The sequence below is a fragment of the Mucilaginibacter sp. RCC_168 genome (genome assembly GCF_041355315.1).
GTDB lineage: Bacteria > Bacteroidota > Bacteroidia > Sphingobacteriales > Sphingobacteriaceae > Mucilaginibacter.
Genome location: NZ_JBFUPN010000017.1, coordinates 16,729 through 33,268, shown reverse-complemented (window position 1 = coordinate 33,268; position 16,540 = coordinate 16,729). Strand labels below are relative to the sequence as shown.

At 44.3% G+C, this 16,540-nt stretch carries 10 protein-coding genes; all 10 read left to right on the top strand.

Annotated features, from left to right (window positions below; genetic code table 11):
- Window positions 1–4,299 (top strand): two-component regulator propeller domain-containing protein, encoded by a 4,299-nt coding sequence (locus tag AB6735_RS16920; protein ID WP_370997014.1) that lies wholly within the window; start codon window positions 1–3, stop codon window positions 4,297–4,299.
- Window positions 4,300–4,831: 532 nt separating this feature from the next.
- Window positions 4,832–8,215, top strand: coding sequence for a SusC/RagA family TonB-linked outer membrane protein (locus AB6735_RS16915; RefSeq protein ID WP_370997013.1), 3,384 nt, complete (start codon window positions 4,832–4,834; stop codon window positions 8,213–8,215).
- A 17-nt stretch (window positions 8,216–8,232) separates the two neighbouring features.
- Window positions 8,233–10,284: a RagB/SusD family nutrient uptake outer membrane protein gene (locus tag AB6735_RS16910; protein ID WP_090463533.1), complete on the top strand. Its 2,052-nt coding sequence runs from the start codon at window positions 8,233–8,235 to the stop codon at window positions 10,282–10,284.
- A gap of 431 nt (window positions 10,285–10,715) precedes the next feature.
- On the top strand, window positions 10,716–11,321 hold the full coding sequence (locus tag AB6735_RS16905; protein ID WP_090463536.1) for a ParA family protein: 606 nt from the start codon (window positions 10,716–10,718) through the stop codon (window positions 11,319–11,321).
- A 166-nt stretch (window positions 11,322–11,487) separates the two neighbouring features.
- Window positions 11,488–11,748 carry a hypothetical protein gene (locus AB6735_RS16900; RefSeq protein WP_143013801.1) on the top strand — a complete coding sequence of 87 codons (261 nt, stop codon included), beginning with the start codon at window positions 11,488–11,490 and terminating at the stop codon, window positions 11,746–11,748.
- Window positions 11,749–11,917: 169 nt separating this feature from the next.
- Window positions 11,918–12,328, top strand: a complete 411-nt coding sequence (locus tag AB6735_RS16895) for a hypothetical protein (RefSeq protein ID WP_090463542.1) — start codon at window positions 11,918–11,920, stop codon at window positions 12,326–12,328.
- Window positions 12,295–13,545, top strand: coding sequence for a relaxase/mobilization nuclease domain-containing protein (locus AB6735_RS16890; RefSeq protein ID WP_090463545.1), 1,251 nt, complete (start codon window positions 12,295–12,297; stop codon window positions 13,543–13,545). The genes AB6735_RS16895 and AB6735_RS16890 overlap by 34 nt, the downstream gene beginning before the upstream one ends.
- Window positions 13,546–13,555: 10 nt before the next feature.
- A complete protein-coding gene (gene mobC / locus AB6735_RS16885) occupies window positions 13,556–15,484 on the top strand; it encodes a conjugal transfer protein MobC (RefSeq protein ID WP_090463548.1) in 1,929 nt (642 codons plus the stop codon).
- A 220-nt stretch (window positions 15,485–15,704) separates the two neighbouring features.
- Window positions 15,705–16,154, top strand: coding sequence for a MauE/DoxX family redox-associated membrane protein (locus tag AB6735_RS16880; RefSeq protein ID WP_143013802.1), 450 nt, complete (start codon window positions 15,705–15,707; stop codon window positions 16,152–16,154).
- 75 nt (window positions 16,155–16,229) lie between these two features.
- The gene (locus AB6735_RS16875) at window positions 16,230–16,526 is read left to right on the top strand and encodes a hypothetical protein (RefSeq protein ID WP_090463554.1); all 297 of its coding nucleotides are present in this window, start codon (window positions 16,230–16,232) and stop codon (window positions 16,524–16,526) included.
- Window positions 16,527–16,540: the final 14 nt, after the last annotated feature.

Here is a 16,540-nt window from a genome sequence, read left to right as displayed (position 1 = left end):
ATGCATTGCATAACAGAACATTACTCAACCGAAGACGGCTTATCTCATGACGTTATTACATCAATATTTAAAGACAAGCAGGGATATATGTGGTTTGGCACCTGGGATGGCCTTAACCGCTTTGATGGACGTAAATTTACCGTCTTCAAATCATTAGCCGGCGATTCATCGCAAATCAATAATAACCGCATCGATCAGATTACTGAAGACAATTACGATCATCTTTGGATCAAAGCTTATGATTCCCAGATCTATCGTTTCGATAAAAAAACCGGCCGTTTTCTTTCACTCGCTGTTATCCTCAACCTCAAAGAGAAGATCATTTTTGATAAGATCTTATCACTGGATCAGGACGCCCTGTGGGTTAGCACAATAAACAACGGAATTTTTTGCGTTAGCGGGATCAATACCGCGGGGATAAGCTACAGGAGTTATGGTCAAAGCGCCACAACAGCCCCGGAGCAGCCTTCAAAAAAGTATAAATTTTTTTACGGGGATAGTGAAGGAAAGAAATGGATAGGCACAGAACACGGTCTTCTATGCCTTGAAAAGCGGCAAAAAAACGGTAGCTATGAAATAGCCGATTTAGATAAACATGCTGAAGAAGCATTTACCTGTGTTGCCGAAAGCAAATCGCAATTATTTTTTGGCACAAGAAGCGGCACCTTGTACCTATATGATAAACAGGAAAAACAGTTCTCGAAACAGAGAATAAGTACTGCCGATATAAACGCGATACTGGTTAACCGCAGCCATAAAAAAGCTTATTTAACAACAGGCAACGGCGAACTGCTATCATTTACTATAGGAATTGGCCTGTTATCGCGCACGGTTTATCAAGCAGGCGAGTCATTACATACGATTTTTGAAGACAATTCGGGCGCGCTTTGGATTGAACCGCGCATAAAAGGAGTTATTCGCTTTGATCTACTGACTCAAAAATTCACAACATTTGTTCAAAAGAACGATGCCAAAAAAAACAATTTTGCGAATCACTTTAAGGTGATAGAAGATAAAAACGGTGTTGTTTGGTGTGTGCTCAGAGATGGTGGGTTTGGCTATTATGATAACGTTTCAAAACAGTTTAACTACTTTTATAATGAACCAGGTTCAAATAACCGTCGTTTTTCAAACCTTGTAACTACCGTATATTATGACCCTGCCGGTATCTTCTGGCTGCATACAGATGAACATGGCATTGAAAAAATAATTTTCCCGCCAAGTGTTTTTCAAACCAGTTTACTAAATGAGCATGCCGATTTCCAATCGGATAATGAGGTGAGAGGAATTTGTGCCGACCGACAAAACAGGTTATGGTTTGGATTAAAAAACGGGCAGGTTTTAGTTTACAAAAACGGGAAACAGCTACCGGTTACTTTCGCCAATTTTGTAGAGCAGAATATTGGCGGGGTGTATTGTATTACCCAGGACCGTAACGGGGTTATTTGGATGGGTACTAAAACCAAAGGCTTATATCAGGCCATACCTACCGATCCTTCAGAACTTCATTACCGGCTGATAAACTACCGCTATGATCCCTCCAACCCGGCATCCATTAACAGCGACGAAATTTATTCGATAAAAGAAGACAAGGAAGGCCACATCTGGATAGGTACGTTTGATAATGGGCTATGTTTGCTCAGCAGGAACAATGGGAATGTTTCATTTACCAGGCTTTCTGACAACGGAACCGGGTACCCGCAAACCTGTCTTAAAATAAGGCATTTGGCAATGGATGCAAACGGGCGCTTATGGATAGCAGCCACAGGCGGGCTGGTGATCCTGAATTATAAAAACGGTAAACTTTTATACGAAACTTACAAAAAAACACCCGGCAACCCTCAAAGCCTGGGTAACAACGATATTCAGCATATTTATCGCGATAGCAAAAACCAAATGTGGCTTGTAACGTCTGGCGGCGGGTTAAACCTGGCTGTTAGCGATCCGCAAACCGGTTTGCAAAAGTTTAAAGCATACACTTCAAAACAAGGTTTGGCCAATGACTATGTCATGAGCTGTATCGGCGATGGATATCATCATTTATGGCTGGCTACCAAGGCCGGTTTATCCATGTTTGATCTGAATACCCGTAAGTTTAAGAATTTCAATTCGTATGATGGCATTCCTAAAAAGGGGTTTTCTGAAAGTTCATGCCAGGCAACAAAAGATGGCAAACTGGTATTCGGCGCGGTAAGAGGCTATATGATTTTCGATCCGGGCCAGGTCAAGAACGATGCGATTAAAGTAAATTTAGTGCTAACCAACCTGCTGGTGAACAACCGGGATGTGGCCATCAAAGATAGCACCCGGATCCTTGATCGCGATATCAACTACGCTGATGGTGTCAGATTAAAGCATGATCAAAATATTTTCAGCCTGGACTATGCTGTTTTGGATTATCGCTCGGGTAACCACCTAACCATCGCTTATCGTTTAAAAGGGTTCGACAATGAATGGCATGAGGACAGCGACCAACAACGGGTTACTTATACCAACCTCCCCGCGGGTAATTATACTTTCGAGATAAAATGCAATGATCCCGACAGGTTTATAAACGTTCCTTATAAAAGCCTGGCCATTACGGTGCTTGCCGCGCCCTGGGCAAGCTGGTGGGCATATATTATTTATGCCATCATCATTTGCGCAATCCTGGCTGCTATCAGACAAAACGCTTTAACTGTGCTGAAGTTAAAGCAAAAGGTGGCCGTTGAGCAGAAAATGACCGAGTTAAAGCTGAGTTTTTTTACCAATATTTCGCACGAGCTGCGTACTCCGCTTACGCTTATTATCAATCCCATCAATGAGCTTGTTCAACGATCTTACCTTAGCAGGGACGATCGTCAATACCTGACAATTATTCAGCGCAACGCAAACCGTATGGTCCGTTTTGTAAACCAGTTACTGGAGTTCAGGAAGGTGCAAAGCGGCAAGGCAAAATTAAATCTTTCGGCTATCAATATGGTAGAGCTTATTGCAGATGTAGCCGGTTATTTTGAAGAGATGCGGCAACTGAAAAATATTGAATTTGCCTTTAAAACAGATGTAGATACGGCCATGGTTTGGCTTGACCCCGAAAAAATAGAGACCGTATTATATAACCTGATCGCCAACGCCTATAAGTTTACCCCCGAAAGAAAAAAAATCACAGTGCACTTGCAGATGAAGGACACCGGCGATATGATAATTGATATTACCGATGAAGGGTGCGGAGTACTGCCATCTGAGATCGATAGCTTATTTGATCTTTATACCGAAGGCTCACACCCTAATACCGGCCATTTAAAGGGCACGGGCATTGGGCTGGCCTTATCGAAAGAATTGGTTGAACTTCACCAGGGAACCATCAGCGCGCAGAACGGTGAGCCGGGAGGCTGTTGGGTACGGGTAACCTTGCCGGTAAATGCGGTTAAAACCATAGCCCCGGTTGATGCTTCAGTGCCTGAAGGCAAACCAAGGCCCGCATTGTTACAGCCACCCCATGCAGACCTTAAAAATGAACAAATCGTACACAATGAGCCTTTACTAATTTTGGTAGAAGATAACCAGGATATGCGCGAATTGATCAGGATGCAGTTAAGCGGCAAGTACCGTATAGAAACTGCTGCCAATGGCGTTGAAGGTTGGGAAAAAATATTAAAACTACAGCCCGATGTGATTTTAAGTGATGTAATGATGCCGCGGATGGATGGATTAGAGCTATTGGGTAAAATAAGGAATGACGCTGCTACCAGCCACATCCCGGTAGTATTACTTACCGCTAAAACAGCTGTTGAAAGCCAGATAGCGGGTTTAAGTTACGGTGCCGATTACTACATTACAAAGCCTTTTGATACCAGCTTTTTGTTAACTACCCTTAAAAATATTATAGAACGGCGGAGGAGGCTGGTTAATGAACTGATGACCGGTAAGGCAGTAGTGAGTTTAAATCCGGGGGATATTATAGTAACATCAAAAGATGAAATATTTTTAAAAAAGGTGTTAGAATTGATTGACGCAGGGATGGATAACCCTGATTTTAATATCGAGTCGGTTGCCGAAGTGATCAACATGTCAAGACAAACCTTTTATCGCAAACTGAAAAGTCTTACCCAGCTCAGCCCTGTTGAATTTGTTCGCGATCACAGGCTTTTGCGGGCGCAGCAATTACTGGATGCCGGTAGCGATAACATCTCCCAAATAGCGTATGCCGTAGGGTTTAACAGCCCTAAATACTTTGCTACCTGTTTTAAAGCAAAGTTCAATATCTCTCCCTCCGATTATCAAAAAATGCCAAAGCCATCTCAAGAGATCATTCGATAGCCCCACGGCATCCTGTCAGTTCCAGATATGCTGAAACCCACGCGAAAACCAAGGGCTAAAAACGCACCCAATTGCCCTTTAAGCACAAACACGCCCTTGTTGAACTAATTTTAAACCTTTTTGGCCAAATTTCAACCCTGTTGCGGGAGGTATTTATATAGGTTTGTTTTTAACACTACCGATCACCTGGTTTATCAGGGCATCGAAGCTGATCAATAATTATAACCAATTTTAAACTTCCCGGCAACAACCAATAGCCGGCGCCTTAACTTTTTTGCTATGAGAAAAATTTTACTTTTTTTTCCAACAATTATTGCGCGGTGTTTTATTCATGTGCAATCACAACACCCACCTAACCTCTGGTTCCGCTAAAAATGCAGACCGAGAAATACAGCCGTTGCAGCGTAAACATATTGCAAAGGTAACCGGCGCCTCTTTACTGATAAAAAACAGGCAGATTGTTGTTCGCTTTGCCTGCATTGTTTAATTCAGTCCTTCTAATTTATAAACCAAATTATCAAACCAATTAATAATGAATTTACCTGAACAATTACTATCCAATGCCGGGTACGGGCGGCAAAAGATCAGGCTTCTTAACCGAAGCTTAGTGCTCAGCATCTTTTTTTTGCTGGCGATGACTTGCCAGCTGTTTGGCCAGACAGACAAAACAGTGAGCGGTACCGTTAAAGACGAACATGACCGGACATTGCCCGGTGTAAACATAACCCTTAAAGGTACACCAACGGGCACAACTACCGATGCGAATGGCCATTACAACTTAAAAGTTAAAACCGGCCAGGGCATACTGATTTTTTCTTTTATCGGCTATGCCTCCATCGAAGAAAGCATCAACAACCGCACAACCATTAACATATCGCTGGCCGGAAGCCAAAAAGAGCTGAATGAAATTGTGGTTATCGGCTACGGTACGGTTAAAAGGCGCGATTTAACCGGTGCGGTGGCTTCGGTTAGCGGAAAAGACATCGCGGCCACACCGGTTCCTAACATAGCGCAGGCCATGCAGGGTAAGTTGCCGGGGGTAAACATTACCTCGCAGGATGGCCGCCCGGGTGCAGGTGTTAACATCCGTGTACGCGGCGGGACCTCCATATCGCAAAGTAACCAGGCACTGGTACTTATTGATGGTGTACCCGGCAATTTAAATGATATCCCCGGTGACCAGGTAGAAAGTATTGACGTGTTAAAAGACGCCTCATCCGCAGCCATCTATGGTTCACGCGGTGCTAACGGCGTAGTACTTGTTACAACCAAATCGGCAAAAGCGGGCAAAACCAACGTAAGCTATAATGGCTATGTTAAAATTAACAGGCCAAACAAATATTTACAGGCGTTAAACCCTTATGATTACCTGCAATATGTGTGGGCTAACGCGGCCGCAAACGGAAGCGCTTATCAAACACCTTTTGAACAATTATACGGCCTGGGCGCAAATGCCGGCAGCAATTCCGGTGGAATAGAGAGTTACCGGAACCTTGCAACAGATGATATCCAAAAACAAGCTTACAAACAATCGGTATCATGGAACCATGCCCTTACCATAACAGGCGGCACTGATAAAACAAAAGTACTGTTCTCCGCCACTTACAGTGATGATGAGGGTATGAAACTGCAATCATATCAGCGCCGGGCAACAGCAGCGTTTAAACTTACCCAAAAAATATTTGATAATGTTACGTTTGACATTAACACCCGCTATGCCAATACGCCAACACTTGGCGATGAAGGTGTTACCAGCGGCAGCGGGTCAATATTATCTTCTGCCTATCGCTTTCGCCCTATTGCCACCAACCATATTTTAGGCGGCTTGTCTGCATTAACAGCAAGCAACAATATATCGCAATACGGTAAAAATGCTTTATGGGATAGCTATAGTCCTGTAGCACGTATCAGTGACTACGACCCACTTAGTCTTTCCTCAAACTTTGTGGGGATAGCGTCATTGAACTGGGTGATCATTAAAGGCTTAACCTACCATACCGATTTTAGCGGAAACGGCACCTGGACACAGCGTAAATACTGGTCTGGCGCTACTTATAATGGCTATATCGATGATGCAACCGGTAATAAATTGTATGCCGGTAATGCCGACTATCGCAAAAACGACAGCTGGGGCCTGCGCTGGGCAAACACATTGGGCTATGAGTTTAATATTAATAAGGATAATAAAATCAGTTTATTGGCAGGTACGGAATTCTTCAATTCGGGAGGTACCGGTATTTCTATACAGGCAAATTACTTTCCGTCAAACTTTACCGAGCAAACAGCTTTTGCCCAGATCAACCAATACGACAGGACAAAAAACTCATTCGCATTTTCATCCAGCGTAAATACCCCCGACCGTCTTAATTCATACTTTGCCCGTGCCATGTATAACTTCATGGACAAGTATTTATTGACACTCACATTCCGTGCCGACGGTTCTTCCAGGTTTGCGGGAAATAACCGCTGGGGATATTTCCCGGGCGGCGCGTTTGCATGGAGGATATCGCAGGAACCCTTCATGAAAAATGTTAACTGGGTGGATAACTGGAAACTTCGCGCTTCTTTCGGTGCCGTTGGTAATAATAATATCCCTACGGGACTTAACACACAATCATGGGGTTCTGTGACTGATCCAAGAAACCAGTACGACATTAACCACACTACCCTTGCCGCGTATTCATTAAGCAACCCTAACGTTTTATCTAATCCAAATTTGAAATGGGAAACTACCATTACCCGCGATATTGGAACGGATTTTAGTTTGTTTGGTGATAAGTTATCGGGTACCGTTGATGTATATTGGAATACCACTAAAGACGTACTTACCCAAACTACCATACCCGGTGTTACGGGCTTTACTTACACATATGCCAATATCGGGCAAATAAGTAACCGGGGCGTAGAACTGTCGCTTTTAGGTACCGTATTCAAAAACCAAAATTGGAGGGTTACTGCAGGCGGTAACATTACTTTCAATAAAAACAAGGTAGACAAGCTTGCCGATAACGTGACCGGGCTCTACGGTTCAAGTTGGGCAGGCAGCGCAACTTACCCGGCATCTGATTACCAGCTTGTAGTGGGCCGGCCTGTTGGTCTGGTACGCGGCTTAACTTATGATGGCTTTTACACCCCAAATGATTTCACCTACAACAATGGCTTGTATACGCTAAAAACCGGTGTGCCCGATCTTACAAGCGTTTCGGGCGGCGTAGTCCACGGACTTGCCACCGGAACAGATCGTCCGACCGGCCAAATCGCTTATCCAGGCCTGCCTAAGTATAAAGACTTGAATAACGACGGCAAAATAGACGATAAAGACCTTTCTGTTATTGGCAATACCACTCCGAAGTTTACAGGCGGCTTCAATATTAGTGTCGCGTATAAAAATATCGACCTGGGGCTAAACTTCAATTACAGCGTCGGTAACGATATTTATAATGCCAATAAACTGGCGTCGTTATATGGCCCTAAAGAAGGAGGCGTTTACGAAAACAAACTGGCTATCATGGCTAACGCTTACAAAATTTACAATGTTGTAAACGGACAGCTTGTTCGGTTACAAACGCCTGAGGAGTTTAATGCGGCAAACGCAAATGCCGATTTGCCTTTGGCTAACAGCGAAACGGGAGTTACCTCAACACTGGGCATTGAAAAAGGTTCCTTCCTTCGCCTTAACACGCTTACTTTAGGGTATACTGTCCCTAAATCAGCGCTGAAAAAAGTTGGCATTGGAAGCCTGCGTGTATACGGCAGCGTTTATAACCTGCTTACCATTACCGGGTACAGCGGGCTCGACCCGGAAGTAGGCGTTAATGACAATGCCAATAGTTCGCCTTATCCAACCACTGGCTACGATTTTGGGTCCTATCCCCGTGCACGGTCATTTGTTGTAGGAGTAAACCTTAATTTCTAACAACTTAAACGCAAAACATGAAAACATATATAAAATATATAGCCGCAGTTTCCTTGTGTCTATCTTTTACCCAGTGTAAAAAAAGTTATCTGGATGTAACATCGCCATCCACTGTGGATGATAATTTCGTTACCACAACAACTTCTGAAACATTCAAATCACTTTCCTGGTGCTATTCCAACTACCGTCAAAATTGTATTATGGGCGTTTACCGCTGGAATGATCCCGTTGGATCGGACGCGGAATATTACCCTGAAGACGGATCAACAAATAATCTGAATGCCATTGGCCGTTCCGATCAGTTAGGGGTTGACGCGGTTGCAACCGGGTTTAACTCACTTTATCAAACGCTTGCCCTGGCCAGCAGGTTAGCCAACGTTATAGCCGGCAAAGACGCTTACAAAGCTGATGTTGCCGCCGGTAAAACCACCGATTGGACACAACTATATGGTGAAGCGATAACCATGAGAGCGTTCTGTTATTTTCAATTAACACTGCATTTTGGCGATGTGCCGTACGGTTATGAAAATACAAGTGTCAGTGATTATTCATTAACCTCACGCTTTGATATTTACGATAGCTTGATTGATGGCCTCAAAAAGGCAGAGCCGCTGATGTACAGCATAGGTCAGGGCAATATCAACCAGGAGCGTATGTCGCGCACATTTTGCGATGCTTTGATTGGTCAGATAGCGCTTTTTGCCGGTGGATATCAAACCATACGTACTGATGTAAGCGGACTGTACGGAAGCGTTACCTTTACCAAAAAAGGCACCGAGGCCAACAAATGCGTATACGCCCGCCGTACTGATTACCTCACCTATTATCAAACAGCAAAAACCTACCTGCAGAAAGCTATTGACAACAAAGGCACAGCTGGTTTGATCACTACCGACAGCAGGGGCGCTAACGTCAACAACCCGTTCCAGCGCCACTTCCAATATTTTAATGATTTAACGGTGAGCCCCGAATCAATATTTGAAATAGGCAACATACAAGGCGGTACGCTGACAACCACCAGCGAATACCCATATGCTTTTGGCCGTCCGTCTGATGGGGGATCATCTGTAGGTGCACCCACAAAAACTTTCGGTGCACTGCGTATTATTCCTACTGTTTATTATGGTGAGTATGAAAATGCAGATCACCGCAGGGATGCCAGCGCCACGGTTACTGCAAGCAATGGTGACGGAAATGAAAAGATGATAGCCTTCACGCCGGGCAGTAAAAGCCTGGGAGGTATAGCCACCAATAAATGGGACGATAACCGTATGGCTACTCCAAATGTAGCCTCTCAGCGGGCATCGGGTATAAACTGGCCTATTTTAAGAATGGCCGACGTTATATTAATGCTGGCCGAAGTTAAAGCTGAATTGGGGGAAAATGATGCTGTTACCTTGGTTAACCAGATAAGGCAGCGGGCTTTTGGCAATGCGCAGCACAACATTAATCTTGCTGGTCAGGCATTAAAAGATGCCATATTGGAGGAGCGTAAACTTGAGCTGCTTGGCGAAGGGACGCGCCGCTGGGACCTGATCCGTTCGGGTACTTATGCCGAAAGGGCCATTGCAGTTCAACAGGAAATGGCAGCTACCATTAACGATATAAAAACCCTTGGATACCATCACTTTGCCAATGGCAATGATTTTCCGGCTTATATATGGATCAAGAGGGTTGCATTAACTAATCCGCTAACTTATGATTGCGCGGCAACAGATACCCTGACTAACCCGGCTGCCTATCCGGCGTGGAGAGGGCAGTACAATTATAGTGCAAATGCCACTGTTGCCAGTAAGGTAGTTGGTACAACCCACAACGTAGCCATACAGGGCTTGTTCCGCTATATTGATCCTGCCGGTACAGAAGCGGCTGCTTTACAGGCTGATGGTTATGCCAAAACTAACTGGGGAGTTGATTTGGCCAAGGCTGTTACCGTGTACCAAAGAAACATTCTTTCGGGCATAACATCAGCCGGTGACCCACCACGAGTTTATTGGCCCATTCCATCTGAAACGATCAGCAAATCCAAAGGTAAGGTAACCAATGGCTATGGATTAGCACAGCAATAGTTATCGGTTTCGGCGATTGATACGTCTTTGTATAATGTAATCATTGAGCTGTATCTGTAAAAGAAAGCGGGCTGTGTAAAAATGAAGTGCACTCCAAAAGTTAGACGAACTTAATTTAATTATTCATAAGGTGAGCTCGGTATTTTACCGGGCTCATTCCTTTTAGAACGCCCGATGGACCAGGAAGTATATGAGGTTAAAAGTCCGTGTAGCGCTTTTGGTTTTTAGGCTAAAAGCAACGATGAAACATTGCAGATCTTCGGGTTCTTTGACGCTCAGTACGACGGATCTGGTAATTGTTGCTTGCACAAAAATACGTATCCGACTCGGATAATCTCGGAGCGATTGCCCCTTGTCGTTTCTCATCTTTGTCGAACAAATATTCACAACTGCATTTGAACAAATGTGCATTTGCAGCAAAATGAAAGATTATGGCAAAGATCATCACATTGGCACATCAAAAAGGAGGAGTCGGCAAAAGTACGCTGGCACTGAACCTAGCATTATGCTTCAAAGATCAATTAAGTGTGGCCCTGATTGATTCGGATTTGCAGGGAAGCATTTATCATCTCAAAGAAGATTTTCCGGAACTGGATATTCTGGCTCCGGAAAAAATAAGCGAGCTTTCGAAGCTGGACTATGATCTGATCGTAGTAGACACGCCGCCTTATTTATCCAATCGTTTAAACGAATTATTTACCCATTCTGATTATGTTCTGGTTCCGACCAAAGCTGGTTTTTTTGATGTCATGGCTATTAAATCTACTTTGGCATTGGTTAGATTTTCCCAGGCACAGAATCAAAAGCTAAAAGCTGGCATCGTCCTGAATATGATCAAGCCGCGATCCGGGATAACTACAGAAGTGGTCGGGTTATTGAGTACGCTGGGTACTCCGCTATTAAAAGCACGCGTTTTTGATAGGGTGAGTTTGGCACGGTCATCAATGACGTCCGGCATTCTAAAAAGTACCGATGAAAAGGCCATCCAAGAAATCACCGCCCTTGCAGAAGAAATCGTCGATTTGATCAGTGTATAAATCTAATTTCTAATATTTGTTCAATTGTTCATTTGAATAAACCTTCAATTGTCGCGATGTTGATTTGTTTAAATGTTCATTTGTCGGTGTCTCCAAATGGAGAAGTGTTCAAATGTTCATTTCTGCATTTATAGCATTTTACAAATGTTCATTAATTGTAACTCCCATGGATGATTATAAAAGAAAATTAGGGTCTCTTGCGGAAAAGATAAAAAAAGAAACACCTCAAACACCTATTCAGCAAGTACTGCCTGTAAAGCCTATGCTAGCATCTACTACGGATTTGGCAGAGGTCCGTTTCAATAATTGGATCCCGAGAGATCTTAAAAGGAAAATAAAAGCATACGGAGTTCAACACGATATAACGCAAAAGGGTATTACGATACGAGCTTTGCAGGATTTCCTTAAAAATAATGGACAAAATTAATAATATGATAGATGGTGCTTGTGGTAATGGATGATGGGATCAAACCGCTGTCTTTTTGCGGTTAGCAAGATGTAAGTTTGTGTCACAAACTAATCTTGCCCTCCCTTCCGGAGTCAGTCCGGGGACATGATCAAACGCTTCAAAGTCGGTTTGATTAGAAATTAGAATCATGAATAAGCAGGAAGAAAATCGGGTCAGGTGGCTGAACATCCGCTTAAAATTGGATGAATATAAAGGCTTAGAAAAAAAGTTCAGCAAGACATCATTTCAAACCATGAGCGAATATCACCGGGCTTTGCTGCTGGGTGATCCGGTGACGGTTATCCACCGGGACAGATCGATGGATGATGTACTGGAGGAGCTGGCTTTGCTCCGGCGGGAACTGAATTTTGTAGGTAATAATTTAAACCAGGCGGTCAGGAATATCAACAGTGTGCATGGGTTTCCGGATACCAGGTTATGGATGGATCTCTTAACACTTATCAAGGGAAAGCTGGAGCCATCGATCACGGAGATCAAAGAAGGAATGAATAAATACACCGATCTATGGTCGCAAAAATTAAAAGCGGAAAAAGCCTGACGGGCGCTTTAAACTATAATGAGCACAAAGTCAGAGCGGGTAAGGCGGAATTGATAGGGACTAACGGCTATACCAAAATCGACAATGCGCTATCCTTTCATGACAAGCTCTTTAGGCTGACCGACCTGGCCGGCAGGAACCTGCGGACCAAAACCAATACGGTGCACCTGTCCCTGAATTTCCATCCCGGCGAATGCATAGAAAACGATAGGCTGGCGGCTATTGCTCATGCGTATATGACCCGGATCGGGTTCGAATACCAGCCTTACCTGGTCTACAAACATAACGATGCGGGACACCCGCACATACATGTGGTGACAACCAACATACAGGCAGATGGCAAGCGCATCAATCTGAATAATATCGGGCTGTTAAAATCTGAACCGGCCAGGAAAGCGGTTGAAATGGAGTTTGGCTTAGTTAAGGCAAGTGATCAAAAAAGGGTGCTTGACCACGTGGGTGATGTAACGGTCAGGCCGGCGGAGTATGGTAAATCTGATACGAAGCGATCGATCACGAACGTCGTGAATGAGGTGGTCAGGTCTTATAGGTTTACCAGCTTGTCCGAGTTAAACGCCATTCTGCATTTGTATAAGGTGACTGCAGGTAGGGGTTCCAAAGAATCAGTGATGTTTAAAAATGGAGGACTGAATTACTGGATCACCGATACAAGGGGGAAAAAGGTTGGCGTACCTATTAAAGCGAGTAGTATCTATCAAAAGCCCACGTTGAAATTATTGGAGGGCAGGTTTAAGCTGAATGAATATTTACGAAAGCCATTGAAAGAAAAACTAAAGGCGAAGATTGATCAGGCGATAGCACACGCAAGCTCATTGAAGCAGTTTGAAAGTGAGCTCCAAAGGGCCGGTATAAGCCTGGTCATCAGGGAAAACAGCGAGGGCAGGATATATGGCTTAAGCTATGTCGACCAGTTGAACAAAGTGGTATTTAACGGGAGCGATCTTGGAAAGGCCTATAGCGCTGCGGGGGTAATGAATGCTTTATCCTATAAAACGGCTGAAAGCAGATTTGTAGCTACCGCCAGGGTTTTCGAAAAGGTTGACATGGAATCGCCGGGCGATCCATCGATATGGACCGGGTCTGCCGGGCGGGGTTTGCTGGATGAGTTATTAATGCCCTACGAAACCAATCAATCGGAGCCGAATCAATTGGAGCTGACAAAAAGGAAGAAAAAACGCAGGAAATTAAATCTCTAAGCTTACGCATATGCAAACAGGAGAAAATGAACAGGCGCTCAGAAAAATCATTGATCTGATCAGGTTTACCGGAATTCTGATATTGATCCTGCATTTCTATTTCAGTTGTTATGGCGTGTTTTACGAATTACACCTATCGCTTCCTATTGTCGACCAGATATTGGCACACTTCTATCGTTTGCCGGTTTTTAAAAGCGCTCTGCTCGCTAAATCGGTTGCCATCGGCTTTGTGATCATTTCATTGATCGGCACCAAAGGAAAGAAGGCGGAAAATTTTAAACTTTTGAATGCCTTAACCTGGTCCGGCTTAGGTTTGGCCTTGTACTATGCCAGCGGCATTTTATTTAAACTCCGGGTGTCGTACTTAGTGATAACTGCGCTCTATATTTCGGTGACGCTAACCGGATTTTTGCTTTTTTTAACCGGCATAAGCATATTGTTCCGGATACTCCATGTGAATTTGAACGAGGACATTTTCAATCGGGAAAATGAAACTTTTCCGCAGGAGGAACGAAAACTCGAAAATGAATATGCTGTCAATCTTCCGGCCCGGTATAATTTTAAAGGTAAAATCAGGAACAGCTGGATCAATATCATCAATCCGTTCCGGGGCACCCTGGTGATGGGTAGCCCCGGCGCGGGCAAGTCCTATTTTGTTATCCGTCACATTATCACGCAGCATATCAAAAAAGGATTCAGCATGCTGATCTATGATTTTAAGTTCGACGACCTGTCGGTTATCGCTTATAATGCGCTGTTAAAATACGCGGGTAATTATAAAGTAAAACCCAGTATCTGGTTTATCGATTTCGACAATATCAAACATCGCTGTAATCCCCTGGAACCTGCAAGCATGGGCGATATCACCGACGCGATGGAGTCCTCGCGGACATTTATGCTGGGGCTAAACCGGGAATGGATCAGGAAACAGGGAGATTTCTTTGTGGAATCACCGATCAACTTTGTGACCGCGCTGATCTGGTTTTTAAAAAAGTACCAGGATGGCAAGTATTGCACCTTGCCACATGCGATAGAACTGGCGCAGGTGGATTATAAATATCTCTTTGCCCTATTAAAGATGGAGCCTGAAATAGAGGTGCTGATCAACCCCTTTATTTCCGCCTGGCAGAATGAGGCCTATGATCAGTTGGAGGGCCAGGTGGCCAGCGCGAAGATCAGCATGGCCCGGTTAGTCTCACCGGCCCTGTATTATGTGTTGTCAGGTAATGATTTTACCCTGGACCTGAATAACCCCGATGATCCGAAAATTATTTGCTTGGGTAACAATCCCTTAAAGCAGCAGGTGTACGGAGCGGTTTTGAGTTTGTATATGTCACGTACCATTAAGGTCGTCAATCAAAAAAACAAATTGAAATGCAACCTGGTCGTGGACGAGTTTCCGACGATTTACTTTAATAACATGGACAGCGTGATCGCTACGGCCCGTTCGAATAAAGTGGCAACCACATTGGCCCTGCAGGATTACAGCCAGTTAAAAAAAGACTACGGCCGGGAACAGGCGGAAGTGATCATGAACATTGTAGGGAATATCATATCCGGACAGGTTACAGGAGATACGGCAAAGCAGCTCAGTGAGCGTTTTGGCAAAATCATGCAGGAACGTCAGAGTGTCACGATTAATAGCCAGGATACCTCCGTCAGCAAATCAACACAATTGGATTTCGCGGTGCCGGCATCGAAAATAGCGACCCTGTCTTCCGGGGAATTTGTCGGGTTGGTAGCGGATGACCCGGACAATAAAATTAATTTGAAGGTTTTTCACAACGAGATCATCAACGACCATGAGGCCATCAGGGAAGAGGAAAAAGCTTATAAACCATTACCCAGGGTGAGACGGATCGATAACGAGATGATTTTCGCGAATTACCTTGCGATCAAAAAAGATATTGAGCAGATCATCAGCCGGGAACTGTCCTGAAAGTAGTTTTGCGTAAATAATTTAAAACATGGGGGGATAAGGGGTTGTAATATAAATAAGGTTTTTTTACATCTTTTTGGGTGTTTCGCAGTTTAAACGAGATCTGGTTGAACAGGAAATAGCCGTATTAAGCCAAAATTAACTTCCGATTTGTTACAACCCTTTTCTCCCTGTTTTACCCTTTGATTATGTTGTTAATTTGGATAACCAAATCATAGCCATGAAAAAGGATGTCTTGTCAGAAATTGGTGTCGCCCTGCTGATCTTATTATTTACCTATACCGCGGTCAGTAAGTTTTTAGATCATTATCGTTTTGTATTCCAGATGCGCCTGGCTCCCTTGCCGCTCATGAAATCCCTTGCCCCGGTATTGGGCTGGCTAATGCCGGCCATGGAAAGCCTGACCGTGCTCGGACTGCTGATCCCGGTATACCGGCTGAAGGCGCTTTATGCGTCGGTTATCCTGTTGTGCAGTTTTGAGATCTATATTACCGGGATGTTATTGTCCGGGTTGGAATTGCCCTGTACCTGCGGTGGCATCATATCCCGCATGAGCTGGGGCCAGCACCTGGTATTTAACGCGGTATTTATCGGGATCGGTTTCATGGCTATTTCCTGTCTTCGAAGATCCTCCGGTCGTTTAGACAATAAACGAACGGCCACGTCATAAGAACTTTCACGCGCGTAAGCAGGTGGTACCGTTGCCTGTGACTAACGGTGTAATCAATGATTTAATACAATAACCATGAAAAAAGTAAGATCGGGCTTAATCGCCCTCGCATTGACCATTGGGGTTGCTGCGGCTTTTGCGAACAGTTCGGACGCGAAAGCAGGAAAACTGGTAAACTTCAACTGGCAGACCGTAGATGCCAGCGGTAACCAGGTAAAGGTAGCCGATGGAGGTATTTACGACCCTAACCGCTCACTGGCCGAAGCCAAGGCTGATTACGGGTGTGCCGGTTTGGCTGCCACCTGCGCCTCTACGGTTCCGGCTCAGGATGTAGATCCTACGCCATCGGCTCTTTACATCAGGCATAATTAATGTGCTAAAGGAAG